At 51.4% G+C, this 20202-nt stretch carries 21 protein-coding genes; 20 read left to right on the top strand and 1 reads right to left on the bottom strand.

The annotated features are described in order from the left end of the window. The 20 genes from mnmG to NP596_RS12155 form a co-directional block, all read left to right on the top strand. A partial coding sequence (gene mnmG / locus NP596_RS12250) for a tRNA uridine-5-carboxymethylaminomethyl(34) synthesis enzyme MnmG (protein WP_256615649.1) occupies positions 1-1808 on the top strand: 1808 nt, incomplete at its 5' end. Then, complete coding sequence (gene rsmG / locus NP596_RS12245; RefSeq protein WP_256615648.1) at positions 1808-2434, top strand: 16S rRNA (guanine(527)-N(7))-methyltransferase RsmG; 627 nt, start codon at positions 1808-1810, stop codon at positions 2432-2434. The genes mnmG and rsmG, both read left to right, overlap by 1 nt. After that, positions 2427-3203, top strand: a complete 777-nt coding sequence (locus NP596_RS12240; RefSeq protein WP_256615647.1) for a ParA family protein — start codon at positions 2427-2429, stop codon at positions 3201-3203. The genes rsmG and NP596_RS12240 overlap by 8 nt, the downstream gene beginning before the upstream one ends. Beyond that, complete coding sequence (locus tag NP596_RS12235; protein ID WP_256615646.1) at positions 3200-4051, top strand: ParB/RepB/Spo0J family partition protein; 852 nt, start codon at positions 3200-3202, stop codon at positions 4049-4051. Before NP596_RS12240 ends, NP596_RS12235 begins: the two co-directional genes overlap by 4 nt. A 313-nt stretch (positions 4052-4364) precedes the next feature. Beyond that, complete coding sequence (locus NP596_RS12230; RefSeq protein ID WP_256615645.1) at positions 4365-4733, top strand: ATP synthase subunit I; 369 nt, start codon at positions 4365-4367, stop codon at positions 4731-4733. An 18-nt stretch (positions 4734-4751) separates the two neighbouring features. Continuing rightward, entirely contained in the window at positions 4752-5516 is a 765-nt protein-coding gene (gene atpB, locus NP596_RS12225) for a F0F1 ATP synthase subunit A (protein ID WP_256615644.1), read from the top strand. A gap of 50 nt (positions 5517-5566) precedes the next feature. Beyond that, the gene (atpE, locus tag NP596_RS12220; protein ID WP_013821063.1) at positions 5567-5851 is read left to right on the top strand and encodes a F0F1 ATP synthase subunit C; all 285 of its coding nucleotides are present in this window, start codon (positions 5567-5569) and stop codon (positions 5849-5851) included. A 115-nt stretch (positions 5852-5966) separates the two neighbouring features. Further along, positions 5967-6440 carry a F0F1 ATP synthase subunit B gene (locus NP596_RS12215; protein ID WP_256615643.1) on the top strand — a complete coding sequence of 158 codons (474 nt, stop codon included), beginning with the start codon at positions 5967-5969 and terminating at the stop codon, positions 6438-6440. Positions 6441-6443: 3 nt separating this feature from the next. Further along, positions 6444-6974, top strand: a complete 531-nt coding sequence (locus tag NP596_RS12210; RefSeq protein ID WP_256615642.1) for a F0F1 ATP synthase subunit delta — start codon at positions 6444-6446, stop codon at positions 6972-6974. Positions 6975-6995: 21 nt separating this feature from the next. After that, positions 6996-8537, top strand: a complete 1542-nt coding sequence (gene atpA, locus NP596_RS12205) for a F0F1 ATP synthase subunit alpha (protein ID WP_256615641.1) — start codon at positions 6996-6998, stop codon at positions 8535-8537. A gap of 10 nt (positions 8538-8547) precedes the next feature. After that, positions 8548-9411, top strand: coding sequence for a F0F1 ATP synthase subunit gamma (gene atpG / locus NP596_RS12200; protein WP_256615640.1), 864 nt, complete (start codon positions 8548-8550; stop codon positions 9409-9411). A gap of 43 nt (positions 9412-9454) precedes the next feature. Beyond that, a complete protein-coding gene (gene atpD / locus NP596_RS12195; RefSeq protein ID WP_256615639.1) occupies positions 9455-10828 on the top strand; it encodes a F0F1 ATP synthase subunit beta in 1374 nt (457 codons plus the stop codon). Between the two features lie 27 nt (positions 10829-10855). Next, on the top strand, positions 10856-11278 hold the full coding sequence (locus NP596_RS12190; protein WP_013821057.1) for a F0F1 ATP synthase subunit epsilon: 423 nt from the start codon (positions 10856-10858) through the stop codon (positions 11276-11278). Between the two features lie 91 nt (positions 11279-11369). Then, positions 11370-12842, top strand: coding sequence for a bifunctional UDP-N-acetylglucosamine diphosphorylase/glucosamine-1-phosphate N-acetyltransferase GlmU (gene glmU, locus NP596_RS12185; RefSeq protein ID WP_256615638.1), 1473 nt, complete (start codon positions 11370-11372; stop codon positions 12840-12842). 1 nt (position 12843) lies between these two features. Then, positions 12844-14673, top strand: a complete 1830-nt coding sequence (gene glmS, locus NP596_RS12180; RefSeq protein ID WP_256615637.1) for a glutamine--fructose-6-phosphate transaminase (isomerizing) — start codon at positions 12844-12846, stop codon at positions 14671-14673. A gap of 8 nt (positions 14674-14681) precedes the next feature. Further along, positions 14682-15422 (top strand): methylenetetrahydrofolate reductase, encoded by a 741-nt coding sequence (locus NP596_RS12175; RefSeq protein WP_256615636.1) that lies wholly within the window; start codon positions 14682-14684, stop codon positions 15420-15422. 78 nt (positions 15423-15500) lie between these two features. After that, on the top strand, positions 15501-16700 hold the full coding sequence (locus tag NP596_RS12170) for a DEAD/DEAH box helicase family protein (RefSeq protein WP_256615635.1): 1200 nt from the start codon (positions 15501-15503) through the stop codon (positions 16698-16700). Then, positions 16697-17740: a PDDEXK nuclease domain-containing protein gene (locus NP596_RS22055; protein WP_256615634.1), complete on the top strand. Its 1044-nt coding sequence runs from the start codon at positions 16697-16699 to the stop codon at positions 17738-17740. Before NP596_RS12170 ends, NP596_RS22055 begins: the two co-directional genes overlap by 4 nt. Positions 17741-17866: 126 nt before the next feature. Beyond that, the gene (locus tag NP596_RS12160; RefSeq protein WP_256615633.1) at positions 17867-18772 is read left to right on the top strand and encodes a D-hexose-6-phosphate mutarotase; all 906 of its coding nucleotides are present in this window, start codon (positions 17867-17869) and stop codon (positions 18770-18772) included. A gap of 94 nt (positions 18773-18866) precedes the next feature. Then, positions 18867-19547: an FHA domain-containing protein gene (locus tag NP596_RS12155; RefSeq protein WP_256615632.1), complete on the top strand. Its 681-nt coding sequence runs from the start codon at positions 18867-18869 to the stop codon at positions 19545-19547. A 67-nt stretch (positions 19548-19614) separates the two neighbouring features. Here the strand turns inward: NP596_RS12155 and NP596_RS12150 are convergent, their stop codons facing one another. Continuing rightward, positions 19615-19761 (bottom strand): hypothetical protein, encoded by a 147-nt coding sequence (locus NP596_RS12150; protein WP_256615631.1) that lies wholly within the window; start codon positions 19759-19761, stop codon positions 19615-19617. Positions 19762-20202 lie beyond the last annotated feature (441 nt).

The following is a 20202-nucleotide window of genomic DNA, read 5'->3' as shown; positions in this document are numbered from 1 at the left end:
CGGCCTTGGCGGCGGCGCGGACGGGCGCGCAAACCTTGTTGTTGTCGCAAAATATCGAAACCTTGGGGCAAATGAGCTGCAACCCGGCCATCGGCGGTATCGGCAAGGGACACTTGGTCAAGGAAGTCGACGCGCTAGGCGGCATCATGGCACGGGCCATCGATAAAGGCGGCATTCAGTTCCGGATTCTAAACGCCAGCAAGGGCCCGGCGGTACGGGCGACGCGGGCGCAGGCCGACCGGATGTTGTACAAACAAGCCGTGCGGACGGCGCTGGAAAATCAGCCCAATCTGGCTTTGTTTCAGCAAACCGTATCCGATCTGATTGTGCAAGGTGACCGGGTTGCCGGCGTCAAAACCCAAATGGGGCTGGAATTTAATGCCAAAGCCGTTGTGTTGACCGCCGGTACCTTTTTGGCCGGACGGATTCATATCGGTCTGGAAAATTACAGCGGCGGCCGGGCGGGCGACGCGGCGTCGATTGCGCTGGCCGAACGCTTGCGCGAGTTGCCGTTTCGTGTCGGCCGCCTGAAAACCGGTACTCCACCCCGGATCGACGGCCGCAGCATCGATTACGGCAAATTGCAGGAACAACATGGCGACACGCCGCTGCCGGTGTTTTCGTTCATGGGTAAGCGCGAGCAGCATCCGCGCCAAATCTGCTGCCACATCACCCGCACCAATGCCGAAACTCACGACATCATTCGCTCCGGTCTGGACCGGTCGCCGATGTATTCCGGCATCATCGAAGGCGTCGGCCCGCGCTATTGCCCGTCCATTGAGGACAAGGTGGTGCGCTTCGCCGACCGCGACTCGCACCAGATTTTCGTCGAGCCGGAAGGTTTGACTACCAACGAAGTCTACCCGAACGGCATCTCGACCAGTTTGCCCTTCGATATTCAATACCGCTTTATTCGTACCATGCCGGGTTTCGAGAACGCGGAGATTGTGCGTCCCGGTTATGCGATCGAATACGACTTTTTCGATCCGCGCGATCTGAAAACGTCGCTGGAGACCAAGCACATGAACGGCCTGTTCTTTGCCGGCCAGATCAACGGCACTACCGGTTACGAGGAAGCGGCCGCGCAAGGTCTGATTGCCGGTTTGAATGCGGCGCGTTTGGCCCAAGGCTTGGAAAGCTGGTGCCCCGGCAGGGAGGAAGCATACATTGGTGTGATGATAGACGACTTGATCACGCGCGGTACTTCCGAGCCGTACCGGATGTTTACCAGCCGCGCCGAGTACCGCTTGCAGTTGCGGGAAGACAATGCCGATTTGCGCTTGACCGAGCAAGGCCGCGACTTGGGTTTGGTGGATGATGCGCGTTGGCGGCGGTTCGAAGAAAAACGCGAAGCCATCGCTAATCTACAAGGCAAACTGGCCAAGAAATGGATCAGGGCGGAATCGGACGAAGCGGCGTTGGCCGAGCAATTGTGGGGCAAAAAACTGCTGAAGGAAGCCAGTTTGATGGACATGCTGCGGCGGCCGGAAGTGGATGTCGACAATCTGCTGCAATTTAGCGACGAGGCCGAAGTCGATGAGCAAGTGGCCGAACAGGTGGCGATCCAGGCCAAGTACGCCGGCTACATCGACAGGCAACAAACCGAAATCAACCGTACCCAGCGCTACGAACATCTGAAGCTGCCGGACAACGTCGATTACAGTCTGGTATCTGGTTTATCCAATGAAGTCAGCGAGAAATTGAAGCGGCAGCGCCCGGAAACCCTGGGGCAGGCTTCGCGGATACCTGGTATCACGCCGGCGGCGATTTCGCTGTTGTTGGTGCATCTGAAAAAGAAAAGCGCTTGATGGAAGACTGCCGTGAAAAACTGCTGCAAGGTTTGGCGGCTTTGGGTTTGCCGGTTGACGAGAGTCGGCGGGAAGCGCTGTTAGGTTTCATCAAACTGATAGCGAAATGGAACAAAGCCTATAATCTGACTGCCGTGCGCGATCCGCTGGAGATGGTCAGTCTGCATTTGCTGGACAGTCTGGCCATTTTGCCGCATCTGAAAGCGCCTAGGATTGCCGATATCGGCACCGGTGCCGGTTTGCCCGGCATCCCGTTGGCGATTTGCCTGCCGGATTGCCATTTCACCTTGGTCGATTCCAATTCCAAGAAAACCCGCTTCGTACAACAGGCGGTGTTGGAGTTGCGGTTGAAAAACGTGGAAGTGGCGCATAGTCGGGTGGAATTAATCAAGCCGCAACAATTGTTTTCTACCGTAATTTGCCGCGCTTTTGCCGGCATGGCCGACATAGTCAAGCTGACCGGACATTTATTGGCCGATGACGGCTTGTTGCTGGCGATGAAGGGCCAAATTCCCGAACAGGAATTGGCGGAAATAAGTCTGGATTACACTGTGGTTCCCTTGGCGGTGCCCGGCATTGATGCCGAGCGTTGTCTGATATGTATGGAGAAAGGCAAGCATGGCTAAGATTATCGCGATAACCAATCAAAAGGGTGGCGTGGGTAAAACCACCACCAGCGTTAATCTGGCGGCGGCCTTCGCGGCTACCAAGCGCAAGGTGTTGTTGGTGGATTTGGATCCGCAAGGCAATGCGGCCATGGGCTGCGGCGTCAACAAGGATGAAATCGAATATTCCAGCTGCGAGCTGTTGTTGGAAGAAGTGCCGGTTTCGGAAATTATCGTCAAAAATAAGGTGCTGGGTTTCGATCTGATTCCCGGCAACGCCGACCTGACGGCCGCCGAGGTGCAATTGATGACGGCACAGCATCGCGAGCGGCGGTTGGCCGACGCTCTGCTGCCTATTAAAGAGAATTACGATTACATCTTGATCGATTGTCCGCCGTCGCTGAATATGCTGACCCTGAACGCCATGGTGGCGGCCAACAGCGTTTTGATACCGATGCAATGCGAATATTACTCGCTGGAAGGCTTGTCGTCGCTGATGTCGACCCTGCGCAACATCCGCGACACCGTCAATCCGGGTCTGGTGTTGGAAGGCATTTTGAGAACCATGGTCGATAACCGCAGCCGGCTGGGTAAGGATGTATCGGATCAGTTGATCGAATATTTTGGCGATAAAGTCTTCAGGACCACCATTCCCAGAAATATCCGCTTGGCCGAAGCGCCCAGCCATGGCGTGCCGGTTTTGGCGTATGACAAAGCCTCGCGCGGCGCGGTTGCCTATATCGCACTGGCCGGCGAGATGATCAGAAAAGACAAAGCGGCGAAAAAATGATGCAAAAAAAACGCGGTTTAGGGCGCGGCTTAAGCGAATTGTTGGGCGATGTGGCCGCCGCGCCGGCGCCGGAAAAATCCCATAATGTGCATAGCTTGCCGATCGAATTCATGCAAAGGGGCAAATACCAGCCGCGCAAGGACATGGATCCGGAAAAGCTGAAGGAATTGTCGGATTCTATCGCCGCCCAGGGCATTATTCAGCCGATTATCGTGCGCAAAATCGCCGCCGACAAATACGAAATCATAGCCGGCGAACGACGTTGGCGGGCGGCGCAACTGGCCGAATTGAAAGAAGTGCCGGTGCTGGTCAAGGATATTGACGATCGCACGGTCATGGCGATTGCCTTGATCGAGAATATCCAGCGGGAGGATTTGAATGCGCTGGAAGAAGCCGAAGCCTTGCACCGCCTGCAGGACGAATTCGAACTGACGCATCAACAAATCGCCGCGGCGGTAGGTAAGTCGCGTACCACGGTTACCAATTTGCTCAGGCTGTTGGAATTGGCGTTTGAAGTGAAAAACATGCTCGCAAAAGGTTTGCTGGAAATGGGACATGCGCGTGCTCTGTTGGGCTTGGAAGAAGCCAAACAAATCGAGATTGCCCATAAAACCGTCAAGCAAGGGCTGACGGTGCGGGCTGTCGAAAAACTGGTCCGCGAACAGAACGAAGTCAAGCCCGCGCCGGTAAAAAAAGCCGATCCGGACACTTTACGCCTGCAGCGCGAATTGAGCGAAAAGACCGGGGCAAAAGTTGAAATCAATCACCAGGATAGCGGCAAAGGCAAGTTGATATTCAGCTATACCAGTTTGGAGGAGCTGGAAGGCATTATTAGGAAAATAAATTGAGACCGGGTTCTTTGAGGTAAAAACAACATAATATGCAGGGTTGTTGCGGGGTTGTCTGGTTTATGACATGGGTCATGGGTAATAAGATTAATCAATTCAATTGCTTGAAGGCTGGCATGCAATTTGTCTTAATAAAACGGAAGTTGGATTTGGCCGCGACGCCGGAAAAATGCGGCAAACCAAAATTTAGCGGGTTGATATGAGTCGAAAGCGACCGAAACGGTTTAACTTAAAATCAGCTTAAAGCCCGCTGCCTTGCTTTAAGTTTGTGGGCTGGATATAATCGCAACGCTTAACAGTCGAGGGGTTTAAAATGGCAGTCGAAAATCAATTTTCTACTGTCGGAAGAATATTGTATGCGCAAGTCCTGATGGCCGCTTTGGTGGCGTCGGGCTTTTTTATGATGGGCGGTTGGAAATATGCGTTATCGCCTGTTCTCGGCTGCGGAGTTGCGCTGCTCCCCAATGGGTATTTCGCATTCAAGATTTATCTTGCCAGACATAGAGAGCCGCAAGGCATCCTGAATGCGTTTTACACCGGCGAAGCGGTTAAACTCATTCTGACCGCCGCGCTATTTTCGATTGTGTTGCAGATCCCGTCTGTTGATTTTTTCACGCTGCTGGCAGGTTACGCAGCAGTGTTATCGGTTTTTTGGTTCGCGCTATTTTTTTGGCGCGATTAGTTTTTATTGCGAGGCAAAATGGCTAGTGAAGGTGGCGCTACAGGTTATATTGTCCATCACTTGACACCATTATCGGTGGGTGAGGGATTTTGGACATTGCATCTGGATACCCTGTTTTTTTCTGCGGTATTGGGCGGGTTGTTTATCTGGTTTTTTAAATCCGTTGCGGAAAGAGCTACGTCCGGCGTGCCGGGGTTGGCCCAGAATTTTGCCGAAATGATAGTCGAATTTGTCGATACGCAGGTCAAGGACACGTTTCATGGACGTAGCGAATTGATCGCCCCGTTGGCATTGACAATATTCTGCTGGGTTTTCCTGTGGAATGCCATGGACATGCTGCCGGTGGATTTATTGCCCATGATCGGTAGCTTGATGGGCATGGAATACATGCGGGTTGTGCCGAGTACCGATTTGAACGGTACCTTCGCTCTATCATTAAGCGTTTTCTTCCTGATTTTCTTTTACAGCATCAAAGTCAAGGGTATTTTCGGGTTTATCAAGGAAATGACTTGCACGCCTTTTGGGCCTTGGCTGATGCCTTTCAACCTGATGTTGAAGGTGGTTGAAGAACTCGCCAAACCTATCTCGCTGGCGTTGCGGTTATTCGGCAACCTGTATGCCGGTGAGCTGGTATTTATCTTGATTGCGTTATTGCCGCCGGTTGTGCAGCCTTTGTTGGGCTTCCCGTGGGCAATCTTTCACATTTTAGTTATCACATTGCAGGCTTTTATATTCATGGTTTTGACCATTGTTTATCTGAGTTTGGCGCATGAAGATCACTAAAGCTCAACGTATTTTTTTTATTATTATTTGATATACATTTAGGAGACACTATGGAACTCGCATCATTAGTAGCCAACGTACAAGGCTTCACCGTCATTGCAGTTGGTATTATTTTGGGCCTGGGTGCTATCGGTACCGCGATCGGTTTTGGCTTATTGGGCGGTAAATTCCTGGAAGGCGCCGCGCGTCAGCCCGAATTAGTTCCAATGTTGCAGGTTAAAATGTTTATCGTGGCCGGTCTGCTTGACGCGGTATCCATGATCGGCGTTGGTATGGCATTATTCTTCACCTTCGCAAACCCATTCCTTTCAGCTGTTCAATCTGCTGCAGGTTGATAAAAAAATTGATCTGTTCAGTAAAGACGCCTGTCTTTAATAGCGGCCGCTATCTCTTAAACATAGCAGTCGGAAAACAGATACAAATGACAACAGCATAACGAGGAAACCATCAATGAGTATCAATGCTACTCTGATCGGGCAGATGATCACGTTTTCGCTTCTGGTTTGGTTAACCATGAAGTATATCTGGCCGCCGATCATTGCCGCGCTTGAAGAGCGTAAAGTAAAGATAGCGGAAGGATTGGCCGCGGCCGAAAAAGGTCAGGAAGAAATCAAACTGGCTGAGAAGAAAGCCAAAACCGTTCTTAAGGAAGCCAAGGAACAGTCGGCTGAAATCATCGGTTTGGCTCAAAAACGTGCCAACGAGCTGGTCGAGGAATCCAAACTGCAGGCCCAAAAAGAAGGCGAACGTTTACTGGAAGCAGCCAAGGCTCAAATCGAGCAGGAAATGTTGCAAGCCAGGGAAAGTTTACGCAAGGAAGTATCCGCCTTGGCCTTACGTGCTGCCGAACAGATTTTGAAAGAAGAAATCGATAAAGCCAAGCATCAGGATCTTCTTAACAGAACCGCGGAACAATTAGGGTAAGCAATGACTGAATTAGCGACATTAGCAAGACCCTATGCCGAAGCTGCGTTCAAGCGGGCAAAAGAGACCGGCAACGCCGGTAAGTGGGCGGAATCGCTGCAATTTTTGGCGTTGACTATGCAAGATGCGGAGATGGCGAAAATCGTCAATAACCCCAGAGTCAGCAAAGAAAAAATTCAGCAGTTGCTGCTGGATATTTGCCAGGATCAAGTCGATGCCGAGGTCATTAATTTACTTAAACTGTTAATTCAAAACGGTAAATTGAAATTGCTGCCAACTGTTTCGGCTTTGTATGAAGAATATAAAGCTCAAGACGAAGGCTACGTTAATGTCGATCTTTACAGTGCCTATGCGTTAACCAAAGCTGAGCAGAGCAAATATGTCGCCATGCTGGAAAAGCAGCTCAAGAGAAAAGTCAATGCCGTGGTGTCAATCGATAAATCATTGATTGGCGGCATCCTTGCCAAGGCGGGCGACAAAGTAATTGACGGTTCTGTCAGTGGCCAGCTTCATCAATTAGCCAAAAGGCTCTAAGAGCCAGATCGGGAAAATAAAATGCAATTAAATCCATCTGAAATAAGTGATCTGATCAAAAAGAAGATCGAAAATTTCGACGCCCAAATTGAGGCGCACTCGGAAGGAACCGTGGTCAGTGTGACTGACGGTATCGTTCGCGTACACGGTTTGTCGGACGCAATGCAGGGCGAAATGCTGGAATTTCCCGGCGGCTCCTATGGCATGGCCTTAAACCTGGAAAGAGATTCCGTGGGTGTGGTTATGTTGGGTGCTTACCAACATATCACCGAAGGCGATACCGTAAAATGCACCGGCAGAATTTTGGAAGTGCCGGTCGGTGAAGCATTGTTGGGCCGGGTAGTGGATGCGCTGGGTAATCCAATCGATGGCAAGGGCGCAATCGATTCGAATCTGTCATCACCAATAGAAAAAATCGCACCGGGCGTTATCGCCAGACAGTCGGTTGACCAACCCGTGCAAATCGGTTTGAAAGCTATCGACTCCATGATCCCTGTCGGCCGCGGCCAACGCGAGCTGATCATCGGCGACCGTCAAACCGGTAAAACCGCGATTGCCGTCGATGCGATCATCAATCAAAAAGGCACCGGCATTAAATGTATTTATGTCGCCATCGGCCAAAAACGTTCCTCCATTGCTAACGTAGTACGCAAACTGGAAGAGCATGGCGCCATGGAACACACCATCGTGGTGGTAGCCTCCGCATCCGAATCCGCTGCGTTGCAATTTATCGCACCGTACACCGGTTGCTCCATGGGCGAATACTTCCGTGATAAAGGCGAAGACGCGCTGATCATTTACGACGACTTGACCAAACAAGCCTGGGCTTATCGTCAAATCTCGCTGTTGTTGCGTCGTCCGCCAGGTCGTGAAGCGTACCCAGGGGACGTGTTCTACATCCATTCCCGTTTGTTGGAGCGCGCGGCCCGTATTAACGCAGTCGAAGTTGAAAAACTGACCGACGGCAAAGTCAAAGGCAAAACCGGTTCACTGACTGCATTGCCTATTATCGAAACCCAAGGTGGCGACGTTTCGGCGTTCGTACCGACCAACGTGATTTCGATCACCGACGGCCAGATATTCCTGGAAACCGGTTTGTTCAACTCCGGTATCCGTCCAGCGGTCAACGCCGGTCTGTCGGTATCCCGGGTGGGTGGCGCGGCGCAAACCAAGATCATCAAGAAACTGGGTGGCGGTATTCGTCTGGACTTGGCTCAGTTCCGCGAATTGGCGGCTTTTGCTCAGTTTGCTTCCGATTTGGATGAAAGCACACGTAAGCAGATTGAACGTGGCCAACGCGTGACCGAATTGATGAAACAAAACCAGTATGCGCCGATGTCGGTTGCTGATATGGGCGTTTCGTTGTATGCGGCCAACGCCGGCTTCCTGGATAGCCTGGAAGTTAAAAAAGTTCGGGATTTCGAGTCCGCACTGCTGTCATTCATGAAAGCGGAAGAGTCGGATTTGATGGCGAAAATCAACCAAACAGGCGACTTTAGCGATGAAATCAAAAATGGCGTGCACAGTGCCATTGAACGTTTCATTAAAACAAGTAGCTGGTAAAGGATAGTCCATGGCTGTTGGCAAAGAAATACGTACCAAGATCGCAAGTATCAAGAATACTCAAAAGATCACCCGCGCCATGGAAATGGTGGCCGCGAGTAAAATGCGTAAAACTAAAGACCGCATGCAGGCAACCCGGCCCTATTCCAAAAAAATTAGCCAGATCATCAATCATCTGTCTCACGCCAATCCGGAGTACAAACATCCGTACATGATCGAGCGCGAGGTAAAACGGGTCGGCGTTATTGTCGTTAGCTCGGACAGAGGATTGTGTGGCGGTTTGAATGCCAATCTATTCAGAACTATTTTGAATGAGATGCAACAATGGAACAGTCGCAATATTGAAATCGATATTTGTACCGTTGGTGGCAAGGCAGCTAATTTCTTTAGCAATATCAATGCGAATGTAATCGGTCAGGTAGCGAAATTGGGCGATACCCCGCATCAAATGGATATTATCGGCGTGATCAAAATCATGTTGGATGGTTACGAAAACGGCACCATAGACCAACTGCACGTCATCAATAATGAGTTTGTAAACACCATGACCCAGAAACCGGTCATGACGCAATTATTGCCGGTGGTCGCTGGGGATTTGGAAGACGACCTGAGCGGACACTGGGATTATTTGTACGAACCCGGTGCCAAGGAAGTTCTGGACCATTTGCTGCAGCGCTATGTCGAGTCCATCGTTTATCAAGGGCTGGTCGAAAACAATGCCTGCGAACAGGCCGCCCGCATGGTTGCAATGAAGAGTGCTTCCGATAACGCCGGAAACATCATCAAAGAATTGCAACTTGTGTACAACAAAGCCAGACAAGCGGCAATCACGCAGGAAATTTCGGAAATTGTTGCCGGCGCCGCTGCTGTTTAACGCATTTCACAAGTTTAGATAGATTTTTATAGAGGACGACACAATGAGTTTGGGTAAAATCGTTCAGATTATTGGCGCGGTGGTAGACGTGGAGTTTCCACGCGAGAGCCTGCCAAAAGTATACGATGCGCTGAATGTAAAGGGCGGATTGGTATTGGAAGTTCAACAGCAACTGGGTGACGGTGTGGTTCGTACCATTGCGATGGGCTCGACCGACGGCTTGAGCCGAGGTATAGAAGTTAGCAATACCGGTGACGCGATCAAAGTGCCAGTGGGTAAAGCTACTTTGGGCCGTATCATGAATGTGTTGGGTGAAGCCATCGACGAAAAAGGTCCGATAGGCGAAGAAGAAAAATGGGTTATCCACCGCGATGCCCCTGCTTACGATGAACAAGCACCCGCTAACGAATTGCTGGAAACAGGCATTAAAGTTATCGATTTGGTTTGTCCGTTTGCCAAAGGCGGTAAAGTCGGCCTGTTCGGCGGCGCCGGCGTAGGTAAAACCGTCAACATGATGGAGCTGATCCGTAACATTGCGATCGAGCACAGCGGCTACTCGGTATTTGCAGGTGTAGGTGAGCGTACCCGTGAAGGTAACGACTTTTACCACGAGATGACCGATTCCAACGTTATCGACAAGGTATCGCTGGTTTACGGGCAAATGAACGAACCACCCGGCAACCGCTTGCGCGTAGCCTTGACCGGTTTGACCATGGCGGAATTTTTCCGCGATGAAGGCCGCGACGTATTGTTTTTCGTCGACAACATTTACCGTTACACGCTGGCCGGTACCGAAGTGTCCGCGCTGTTGGGCCGTATGCCGTCCGCGGTAGGTTACCAACCTACTCTGGCCGAGGAAATGGGTGTTCTGCAAGAACGCATTACCTCGACCAAAACCGGTTCAATTACCTCTATCCAAGCGGTATACGTACCGGCGGACGACTTGACCGACCCGTCGCCCGCGACGACTTTCGCGCATTTGGACGCCACCGTGGTATTGTCCCGTCAAATCGCCGAGTTGGGTATTTACCCTGCTATCGATCCTTTGGATTCCACCAGCCGTCAGCTGGATCCGTTGGTTATCGGTCAAGAACATTACGAAACCGCGCGTTCGGTGCAGGGTATCCTGCAACGTTACAAAGAGTTGCGCGATATTATCGCCATTTTGGGTATGGACGAATTATCCGAAGAAGATAAATTGACCGTATCCCGCGCGCGTAAAATTCAACGTTTCTTGTCGCAGCCTTTCTTCGTGGCGGAAGTATTTACCGGTTCACCCGGAAAATACGTTTCTTTGAAGGAAACCATCGCCGGTTTCAAAGGCATCATCAACGGCGATTACGACAGTTTGCCGGAACAGGCGTTTTACATGGTCGGCACCATCGATGAAGCCGTCGAAAAAGCCAAAGGCATGTAATCCTTTAATGATGTGGAGATATAGGATATGGCCATGACCATACACGTTGACATCGTCAGCGCCGAGCAAGAAGTATACTCAGGCTTGGCCGAGATGCTGTTTGCGCCGGCGGAACTAGGCGAAGTAGGTATTGCTCCGCGCCACGCGCCGTTAATCACCAAGTTAAAACCGGGTGAAGTGCGGGTGAAAATCAGCGATAAGGAAAGCCAGGAGTTTTACGTTTCCGGCGGTTTGCTGGAAGTGCAGCCGCATATAGTGACCGTGTTGGCCGATACCGCCATTCGCGCGCACGACATTGATGAAGCGCAGGCTTTGCAAGCCAAAGCGCGTGCCGAAGAAATGTTGACCGACAAATCCGGCAAAGTCGATTATGCATTGGCCCAGGCGCAACTGGCCGAGGCAGTCATGCAATTGAGAACGCTGGAAAGATTAAGAAAACGTGGATCGTAATAATTTAATCTGGTAAATACATAAGCCCGATAACGCGCGCGTCATCGGGCTTTTTTGTTTATTGATGCCCCTGAGGGTAAAGGAATAAGGCATGTCGATAAAAACAATCATCCTGGCGGCAGGCCAGGGCACGCGTATGCGTTCATCACGTCCGAAAGTGTTGCATGAAATTGCCGATAAGGCCTTGCTGCAACATGTCTACGAAACCAGCCGGGCATTGCCTGACAACAAGGTATACATCATTTACGGCCACGGCGGCGAAACGGTCAAACAAGCGCTGAGTCATTTCGAGGCGGCCTGGATAGAGCAGCGGCTGCAATTGGGTACCGGTCACGCCGTTCAGCAGGCCATTCATCATGTCGAAGACGGCGATACCGTTCTGGTTTTATACGGCGATGTGCCTTTATTAAAAATCCGGACCATACAAACGTTGTTGAAAAAGGTCAGCGCAACCTCGTTGGCGTTATTAACCGTCACCTTGGACGACCCTACCGGCTACGGCCGCATCGTGCGTGATAAAGACCATGCCGTGATTAAAATTGTCGAGCAAAAAGACGCCAACGAAGCCGAATTGCAAATCAACGAAGGCAATACCGGCATACTGGCGTGTAAGGGCAAGCAATTGAAAAACTGGCTGTCCCGCTTGAGCAACGACAATGCCCAAAGCGAATACTATCTGACCGACATCATCGAAATGGCGGTTGATGACGGCTTGAGCATAGAAACCACCCAGGCCAATAGCGCGGATGAAGTATTGGGCGTCAATAATCGCAACCAGCTCGCGCACCTGGAAAGGGTTTATCAACTCGAACAGGCTCAAATGCTGATGGAAAAAGGCATTACGCTACGCGACCCGAATCGGATCGACGTGCGGGGCGAGTTCGCCGACTTGGGCCAGGATATTGATATCGACGTCAATGTGATATTTGAAGGCGTTAACAGCATAGGCTCAAACGTAAAAATCGGCCCTAACTGCCTGATCAAAAACGCCGTTATTGCCGACGGCGTGGAAATCCTGGCCAACTGCGTGATAGAAGACGCCAAGGTGGGCGCCGGCAGCCGTATCGGGCCGTTTGCCCGTCTCAGGCCGCAAACCGAGTTGGCCGATCGGGTACACATTGGTAACTTCGTCGAGATCAAAAAAACCACGGTGGCCAGCGGCAGTAAAATCAACCATTTAAGTTATATCGGCGATAGCGAAATCGGCAGCAAGGTCAACGTCGGTGCCGGCACCATTACCTGTAACTACGACGGTGTCAACAAATTCAAAACCGTCATAGAAGATGGCGCTTTCATTGGCTCGGATACGCAATTGGTGGCGCCGGTAACGGTGGGAAAAAATGCTACCATTGGCGCGGGTTCAACGATTACCAAAGACACGCCGGCAGACCAATTGACGCTGAGCCGCGTCAAACAGCTCAGCATTCCAGGCTGGCTGCGGCCGGTAAAACAGGCAGAGATTGTTCCGGACAATCTACCGCACACCCAGCATCCTTGTAAGTCGGCAGAAACTGTTCCAGACAGTTCTCTGCACTCCTTACATCCTTGTAAGTCGGAGAAATAATATGTGTGGCATCGTCGCCGGTATTGCACAACGCAACGTAGTGCCGATTTTGATTGAAGGCCTGAAACGGCTGGAGTATCGGGGGTACGATTCCGCCGGGCTGGCGGTAGTCAATCAGGGCGAAATATTCCGAAAAAGAGAACTGGGCAAGGTCAAGGGGTTGGAAGCACTGCTCGCCGCCGATCCGATTGCCGGTAATGTCGGCATAGCGCATACCCGTTGGGCCACCCACGGCAAGCCCAGTACCCGGAACGCCCACCCGCATATCAGCAAGGATAAGGTGGCGGTGGTGCACAACGGCATCATCGAAAATCACGATCACTTGCGCACCGCGCTGCAACAGGACGGTTACGTCTTCACCTCGGAAACCGACACCGAAGTCATCGTGCATAAAATTGCGCAGGAATTGCAGGCGAATGACGATTTGCTGGAAGCGGTAAAAAGCACTATCGCCACCTTGCAGGGTGCGTATGCGTTGGGTGTGGTGCACGCCGATCAGCCGGATGTGTTGATCGCCTGCCGCAAAGGCAGCCCCTTGGTGATAGGCATCGGTATCGGCGAATATTTCATCGCCTCCGATATTGCCGCCCTGCTCCCGGTTACCCAACGCTTCATTTTTTTGGAAGACGGCGATATCGCCGAATTGACCATCAACGGCGCCAGTATTCAGGACGAATGCGGCAAACGCGTGGTGCGGCCGGTCATAGAGAGCCAGTTAAAAGCGGATTCGGTCGACAAAGGCAAATACCGCCATTACATGTTGAAGGAGATATACGAGCAGGCCTGGGCTGTTTCGGAAACCCTGGAAGGCCGCTTCGTCAACAAGAAGCTGCAAGACACCGCCTTCGGCCACAATGCCGCCGAAGTGTTCGACCAAATCAAATCCGTGCTGATTCTGGCCTGCGGCACCAGCTATCACTCCGGCCTGGTGGCGCGCTACTGGTTCGAAAAATACGCCAGGGTGCCGTGTTCGATAGAGGTGGCCAGCGAATTCCGCTACCGCAACCCGGTGATTTCTCCCGATACACTGGTAGTCACCATTTCCCAATCGGGTGAGACAGCCGACACTTTGGCGGCATTGCAGGAAGCCAAAAAACTGGGCGTCAAGCACTCGCTGGTGATCTGTAACGTACCCGAGAGTTCATTGGTCAGAGAGTCCGATCTGGTGATGATGACCCGCGCCGGCCCGGAAATCGGCGTCGCCTCCACCAAGGCCTTTACCACCCAATTGGTGGCGTTGCTGATGTTGTTGATCGCGGTCGGCCGCCGGTTTGAATTAAGCCGGGAAATGGAAGAAAAAATCGTTTCCGAGTTGTTTAGTTTGCCCGGCAACATCGAAAAGGTGTTGAAGCTGGACGAAACCATAGAAGTGCTGTCGCAACGATTTGCCGATAAACAGAACGCCCTGTTTTTGGGGCGCGGCACGCATTATCCGATAGCCATGGAAGGTTCGCTGAAGTTAAAGGAAATTTCCTACATTCACGCCGAAGCGTACCCTGCCGGTGAATTGAAACACGGCCCGTTGGCCCTGATCGACGCCGAAATGCCGGTCGTCACCGTGGCGCCCAATAACAATTTGCTGGAAAAACTCAGGTCCAATATCCAGGAAGTCAGTGCCCGCGGCGGTCAGTTGATCGTGTTTATGGATGAGACATTGGCGGATGCCGGCGACGAAAACGTGCAAATCATCAAGATGCCCAGTGTCGCTAACATCATTTCGCCGATCATTTACACCATACCGCTACAGCTGCTGTCCTATCACGTGGCGGTATTGAAAGGGACCGATGTCGACCAACCGCGCAACCTGGCCAAATCGGTGACGGTGGAATAATCTGTAAAATGAATATCTCGTTTGAAATCGTACCCAGAAGTCTGGAAGCGTTTGACACGCAATACGCCTTCGTACAAAAGCTGGATGACGGCATCAACATCATCAACGTGCCGGACATCCAGCGCTTCGAAACCCGCAGTTGGGAACTGGCTACCCGCATCGACCGCGGTAAATTCCGTTTTATTCCGCATTTTCGCGCCATCGATTTCAAAATCGACGGCAGCGAATTATTTCGCATCATCGAAGACTATCAACTGGATAGCGTACTGCTGGTATCCGGCGACCCGCCCGAGGGTTTGAAGCGGGCTTATTACAACACCGACGTGGTCGATCTGATCCGAGTAGTGCGCCAGCGTTTTCCAGCCTTGAATATTTACGCCGGCTTCGACCCGCATAGGCAAGGCCTGCAGGATGAATGCGATTACACCCAGCGTAAAGCCGATGCCGGCGCCATGGGGTTTTTCTCTCAGCCTTTCTACGACCACCGCTTGATCGAAATTTATGCCGAACACATGCTGGGATTGGAAACCTATATCGGTATCAGCCCCATCACTACCCAGGCGTCGATGAACTACTGGGAAGTCAAGAACAAGGTCAAATTCCCCAAGAGCTTCCGGCCGGACTACGACTGGAACGTCGAGTTTGCCAACAGCGTCATCGCCTCGGCCGCCGCGGCCGGCCTGAATGTGTATTTCATGCCGATACGGATTGATTTGGAGCGCTATTTTCAGCGGATAAATTTGGTTTAGCAACACTATTGGTGTTGAAAGAAAATGTCATGTTAGCTATTAACCGATTCTTTCCGAAAGATCAGGATTAGGGAAGTCGTGTCAGCTATAACGCCGACCGAGACGTCGACCCAAACCGAGCTGATTGATTCCCAGCTCGCCAGAGCCGGCTGGTCCAAGCAACGGAAAATGCTGCTCGAAGAAGTTTTGTTGCAAGTTGCCACGCCGGATCAGCCCTACGGAAAAGACCAATTTGCAGATTACGTCTTGCTTGGCTCGGACGGTAAGCCGCTGGCGGTGGTAGAAGCCAAGCGCACTTCGCGCGACGAACTGGCCGGTAAGCGCCAAGCGGCGGACTATGCCGAAGCGATCAAAGCCAAAACCGGCATTGATCCGTTTATCTTCCTGACCAACGGCAAGGAAATCCAGTTTTGGGATCGCGACCGCTACCCGCCCAGGAAAATTGCCGGATTTTACAGCCGAGACGATCTCGAGCGCCTAAAACACCAAAAGCAATATGCCCTGCCGGTGAGTGAAGTGACTATCAATACCGAGATTGCCGGCCGCGATTATCAAAACGAAGCGATTCGCTGGGTAACAGAAGGCATCGATGCCGCCAAACGCAAATTTTTGTTGGTGATGGCAACCGGGACCGGCAAAACCCGCACCACCATTGCCTTAGTCGATACTCTGCTACGTGCCAAGCGTGTGCAAAAAGTGCTGTTTCTGGCGGATCGTCGAGAACTGGCCCGTCAAGCCATGTCCGAATTTAAAACCCATTTGCCCAACGAAAGCTTGAGTAGAATCGAAGGCGGTGCGACGTCTGGAGCGCGTATTCAATTCGCCACCTATCCCAGCATGATGCAGGTTTATCAACGCCTATCTGTGGGGTGTTGTTTTACAAATTGGTTTCACCCGTATTTGAGGCATCCTAATGGTTCAGTGTCTTTAGGTTACGATTGGCATACAGCGTCAATAACATTCTCCACTTTTGAGCCCGTCGATGCTCCGAAAGCGGCTAATTTGGATAGGTTGCTTAATTTAACCGAGCGCTGGACACGCGAATTTAAGGCGGAACATTTAAAACAAAGACGAAAATTAATGGAGCGCGAACGGCGGAGACTAGAGAAAGGCCGAGCACGGCAAACGCATGACGAAATAGAAGATTATTTTCAAACGGAATTGCAGGAACTTTCAGCGGCTGAACCTCATTATGAAGTTTATCAGGTGCTGTTTAATGCTATTTTGGAACCTTACAGATTAGCGGCTTTGAAATCAGAATTAGAGGCCGTTTCGTGAATACTAAACATGATCCCATATCGTTAATTGACGCACCTCACGGCTACACCGACTGGCTAACCGAACTCAAAACCCGTATCCATTCCGCCCAGCAACGCGCGGCCTTATCCGTCAACCGCGAATTGATTCTGCTGTATTGGCAAATCGGCCGAGACATATTGGAGCGGCAAGCGCAACAAGGCTGGGGCTCCAAGGTGATCGAGCGGCTTTCGCACGATTTGCGCACCTCGTTTCCGGATATGAAAGGCTTTTCGCGCGCCAATTTGATGTACATGCGCGCTTTCGCGGAAGCTTGGCCGGACGTCGAAATTGTCCAACAGCTTGTTGGACGATTACCCTGGGGCCACAACTTGGTGTTACTCAGCAAACTAAAAGACGCCGAAAACCGTAAGCGCTACGCCGAGCGGGCTATCGAATACGCTTGGTCGCGCAATGTGTTGAACATCCACATCGAAACCCGTTTGTTGGAACGGGAAGGCAATGCGGTCACCAATTTTGAAGCCAATTTACCAAAGCCCCATTCGGATTTGGCCCGCGAATCCTTGAAAGATCCCTATTTATTCGATTTCCTCGGCATCGGCCAGGAAGCCGACGAGCGGGAGATCGAAAACGCGCTGGTTCAGCACATCACCCGTTTTCTGATCGAACTTGGCGCCGGCTTTGCTTTCGTCGGCCGGCAGTATCATCTGGAAGTGGGCGGCGACGATTTCTTCATCGACTTGTTGTTTTATCACCTGAAGTTGCGCTGCTATGTGGTGGTGGAGCTCAAGACCGGTGTTTTCAAGCCGGAACACACCGGGCAATTGAGTTTTTACCTGACGGCGGTAGATGCGCAACTCAAATCCGAGCACGATCAGCCAACTATCGGTCTGTTGCTGTGCAAGACGCAAAACCGAGTAGTGGCCGAATACGCTTTGCGCGACAGTAACAAGCCCATCGGCGTGGCCGAGTACCAACTGGTCGAAGCCTTGCCGGCGGAATTGCAAATCAGTTTGCCCAGTATTGAACAAATCGAACAGGAGTTGGGGGATTTATCATGATGACCATACTGTCGTTTTACTTAAATCGTAGACGACTGTTAACTCTATGGTAATCGGTCACGTTGCCGAGATAGCGGCTACGTGATATTTCAAAGTTAAATTAGCAGTTATTACTAAATTAGGTCCATGGATTTTCAGCAGTTAAACAGCGATTTCGGAATAGCCAAGCAATTGGAAATTATTCCAGGCCAGGGCGGCATGCCGATGATTAAAATCGGCAACGCCAGCGCCAGGGCGTTAATCTCGCTTTACGGCGGGCAGGTGTTGTCGTTTCGGCCCGTGGCGCAAACCGAGGATGTGTTGTTTCTCAGTAGTCAATCGGCCTATGCGGAAGGCAAGGCGATACGCGGGGGCATTCCGGTATGCTGGCCCTGGTTCGGGCCGGACCCGAAAGGTTTGCAGCGTCCCAATCACGGTTTCGTGCGCAATCACTTTTGGCAGCTGGCTAAAACGGAGGCGGTCGGCGACACCGAGACCAAGGTCAGCTTAAGGTTTACGGAAAGCTTTAAACGGGAAAATACCTGGCGGCAGCCGTTTATGCTGCTGCTGGACATCAGCATAGGCCCAAGTCTGCAATTGCAGCTGACCACTTATAATACCGGCGACCAGCCCTTTTCCATTACTCAGGCGTTCCACAGTTATTTTCGGGTCGGCGATATCAAGCGGGTGAAAATTTTGGGTCTGGAAGATTGCGATTATTTCGATAAGCTGGAGCAAGGCACGCAAAAAATCCAGAAGGGCGTTGTTAGCGTCACCCAGGAAGTGGATAGGGTTTACGTCGAAGCCTACAAAAACCTGGTGATTGCCGATCCGGTATTGCAGCGCCGAATCCATATCAACTCGCCGAATACCAGCACGGCGGTGGTGTGGAACCCTTGGTCGAAGACGTCCAAGAAAATGCCGGATCTGGCGGCTACGGATTACCGGCGGTTTATCTGCGTCGAAGCGGGGAATGTCGCGTTCGATCTGATTAAGGTGCAACCGGGCAGCCGGTTTAGCCTGCAAGCCAACTACAGTCTGTTGCCGGATTAAAGGCGAATGCAAGCCAACCGGTCAATATTCGCTTTGGCAACTCGCCGTTCAGGTATAAGATAAAAACCGGTTCGAACAGAGGTGGGCAAGCGGGATGAGTTTTATCGAAATCTATTTTAATAGCGCACTAAGGAATACGGTTGAAATCGAGAATAACTCGGCGAGTATAGGCCGGGCCGGTTATAACCCCATTCAAATCGATAACAAAGGCGTTTCCTTGCTGCATGCCGTTATTACCCGGCAGGATAAGGAATGGTTTATCGAGGATTTAAACAGCACGAACGGCACCTATTTAAATGGGGTTAAAGTGCTGGGTAAACAAAAAATAAAATTCGGCGACACTATCAGCATTTGCAAACACGATTTAAAGTTTGCCGGCGAGCGTAGCCGGTCCGAGCAAGCCGCCCCGATTTATCAAAGCGACGATAGCGATAGAACTATCATGCTGGGAAATAATCCGGCCGGTACCGGCGTATCCAATACCAGCAATTGCTATTTGTTGGTGCATGGCGAAAAACGCAATATTAATAAGTTATTGTTGAATAAACTCAGCTATACCATCGGCAACGGCAAGGCTAGCGATATTCGCCTGGGCGGCTGGTTTACGCCAAAACTGGTCGCCGAAATTTCACGCATCGGCAATAATTATTATCTGTTTCCCAGAAAATCGAGTTTGATTAAGTTGAACGGCCGTGATTTAACTACTCAGGCCAAATTAAACAACGACGACAGCATAATTATCAAAAAACTGTTATTGAAGTTTGTGCAAGAATAAAGCGTTATTGGCAGATCAAAATAACCGAAATATTATCGGCTCCAACCGTTTCGGTTGGTCGGATCGATCAACTGTCGGGTTTTTGCTCGATATTGTCCTTGCAAACTCCTGTCAGCGTGGCGGCTATCCGGCTGTCTTCTACCATATCGCTTAGTCCGTCCGAACAAAGTAAAAATCTATCGCCGGCGGCAATGTCCGCATGGGCAGCTTGCAAGGGTTTACCCGATTAGCAAACTCCTTCAGCTAACTCAATGGTAAGCCCCGCAAATCGACAGGGGTAGGGAAAGCCGTCAAGCTTCCCCTACCACTATCGATGTTTAGAATAGGCATTTCAATTCCGGATGTTATTCCAAATCAAATCCTTAGCGGTCTTTTGCCGGCCAAAAAACTCAGTTTTCCCCGTTAGAAAACCGGTTGCCTTGTTTGCGCCCAGCGCGCATACTTAAGCGCATACTCAATCGGATAGTTAGCGCATTACGCCGACGGGCCGCCGCCGGCAAGCCCCGGCTGTCGGATTCGCCGTTCTTGTTCCGCTCCACGCCGGAGGCATCATGACCGACATGCAAACCCTGACGCTTATGCATATCGACAATTTCACCGCGATGGGCGGTAATCTGCTGGCGGGCGGCGTCGGCGCCACCTTTCGGGCGTGGGC

The organism is Methylomonas rivi (assembly GCF_024505165.1).
Taxonomy (GTDB): domain Bacteria; phylum Pseudomonadota; class Gammaproteobacteria; order Methylococcales; family Methylomonadaceae; genus Methylomonas; species Methylomonas rivi.
The sequence above is the reverse complement of the archived record's forward strand: the minus strand, read 5'-3'. Positions and strand labels throughout refer to the sequence as shown.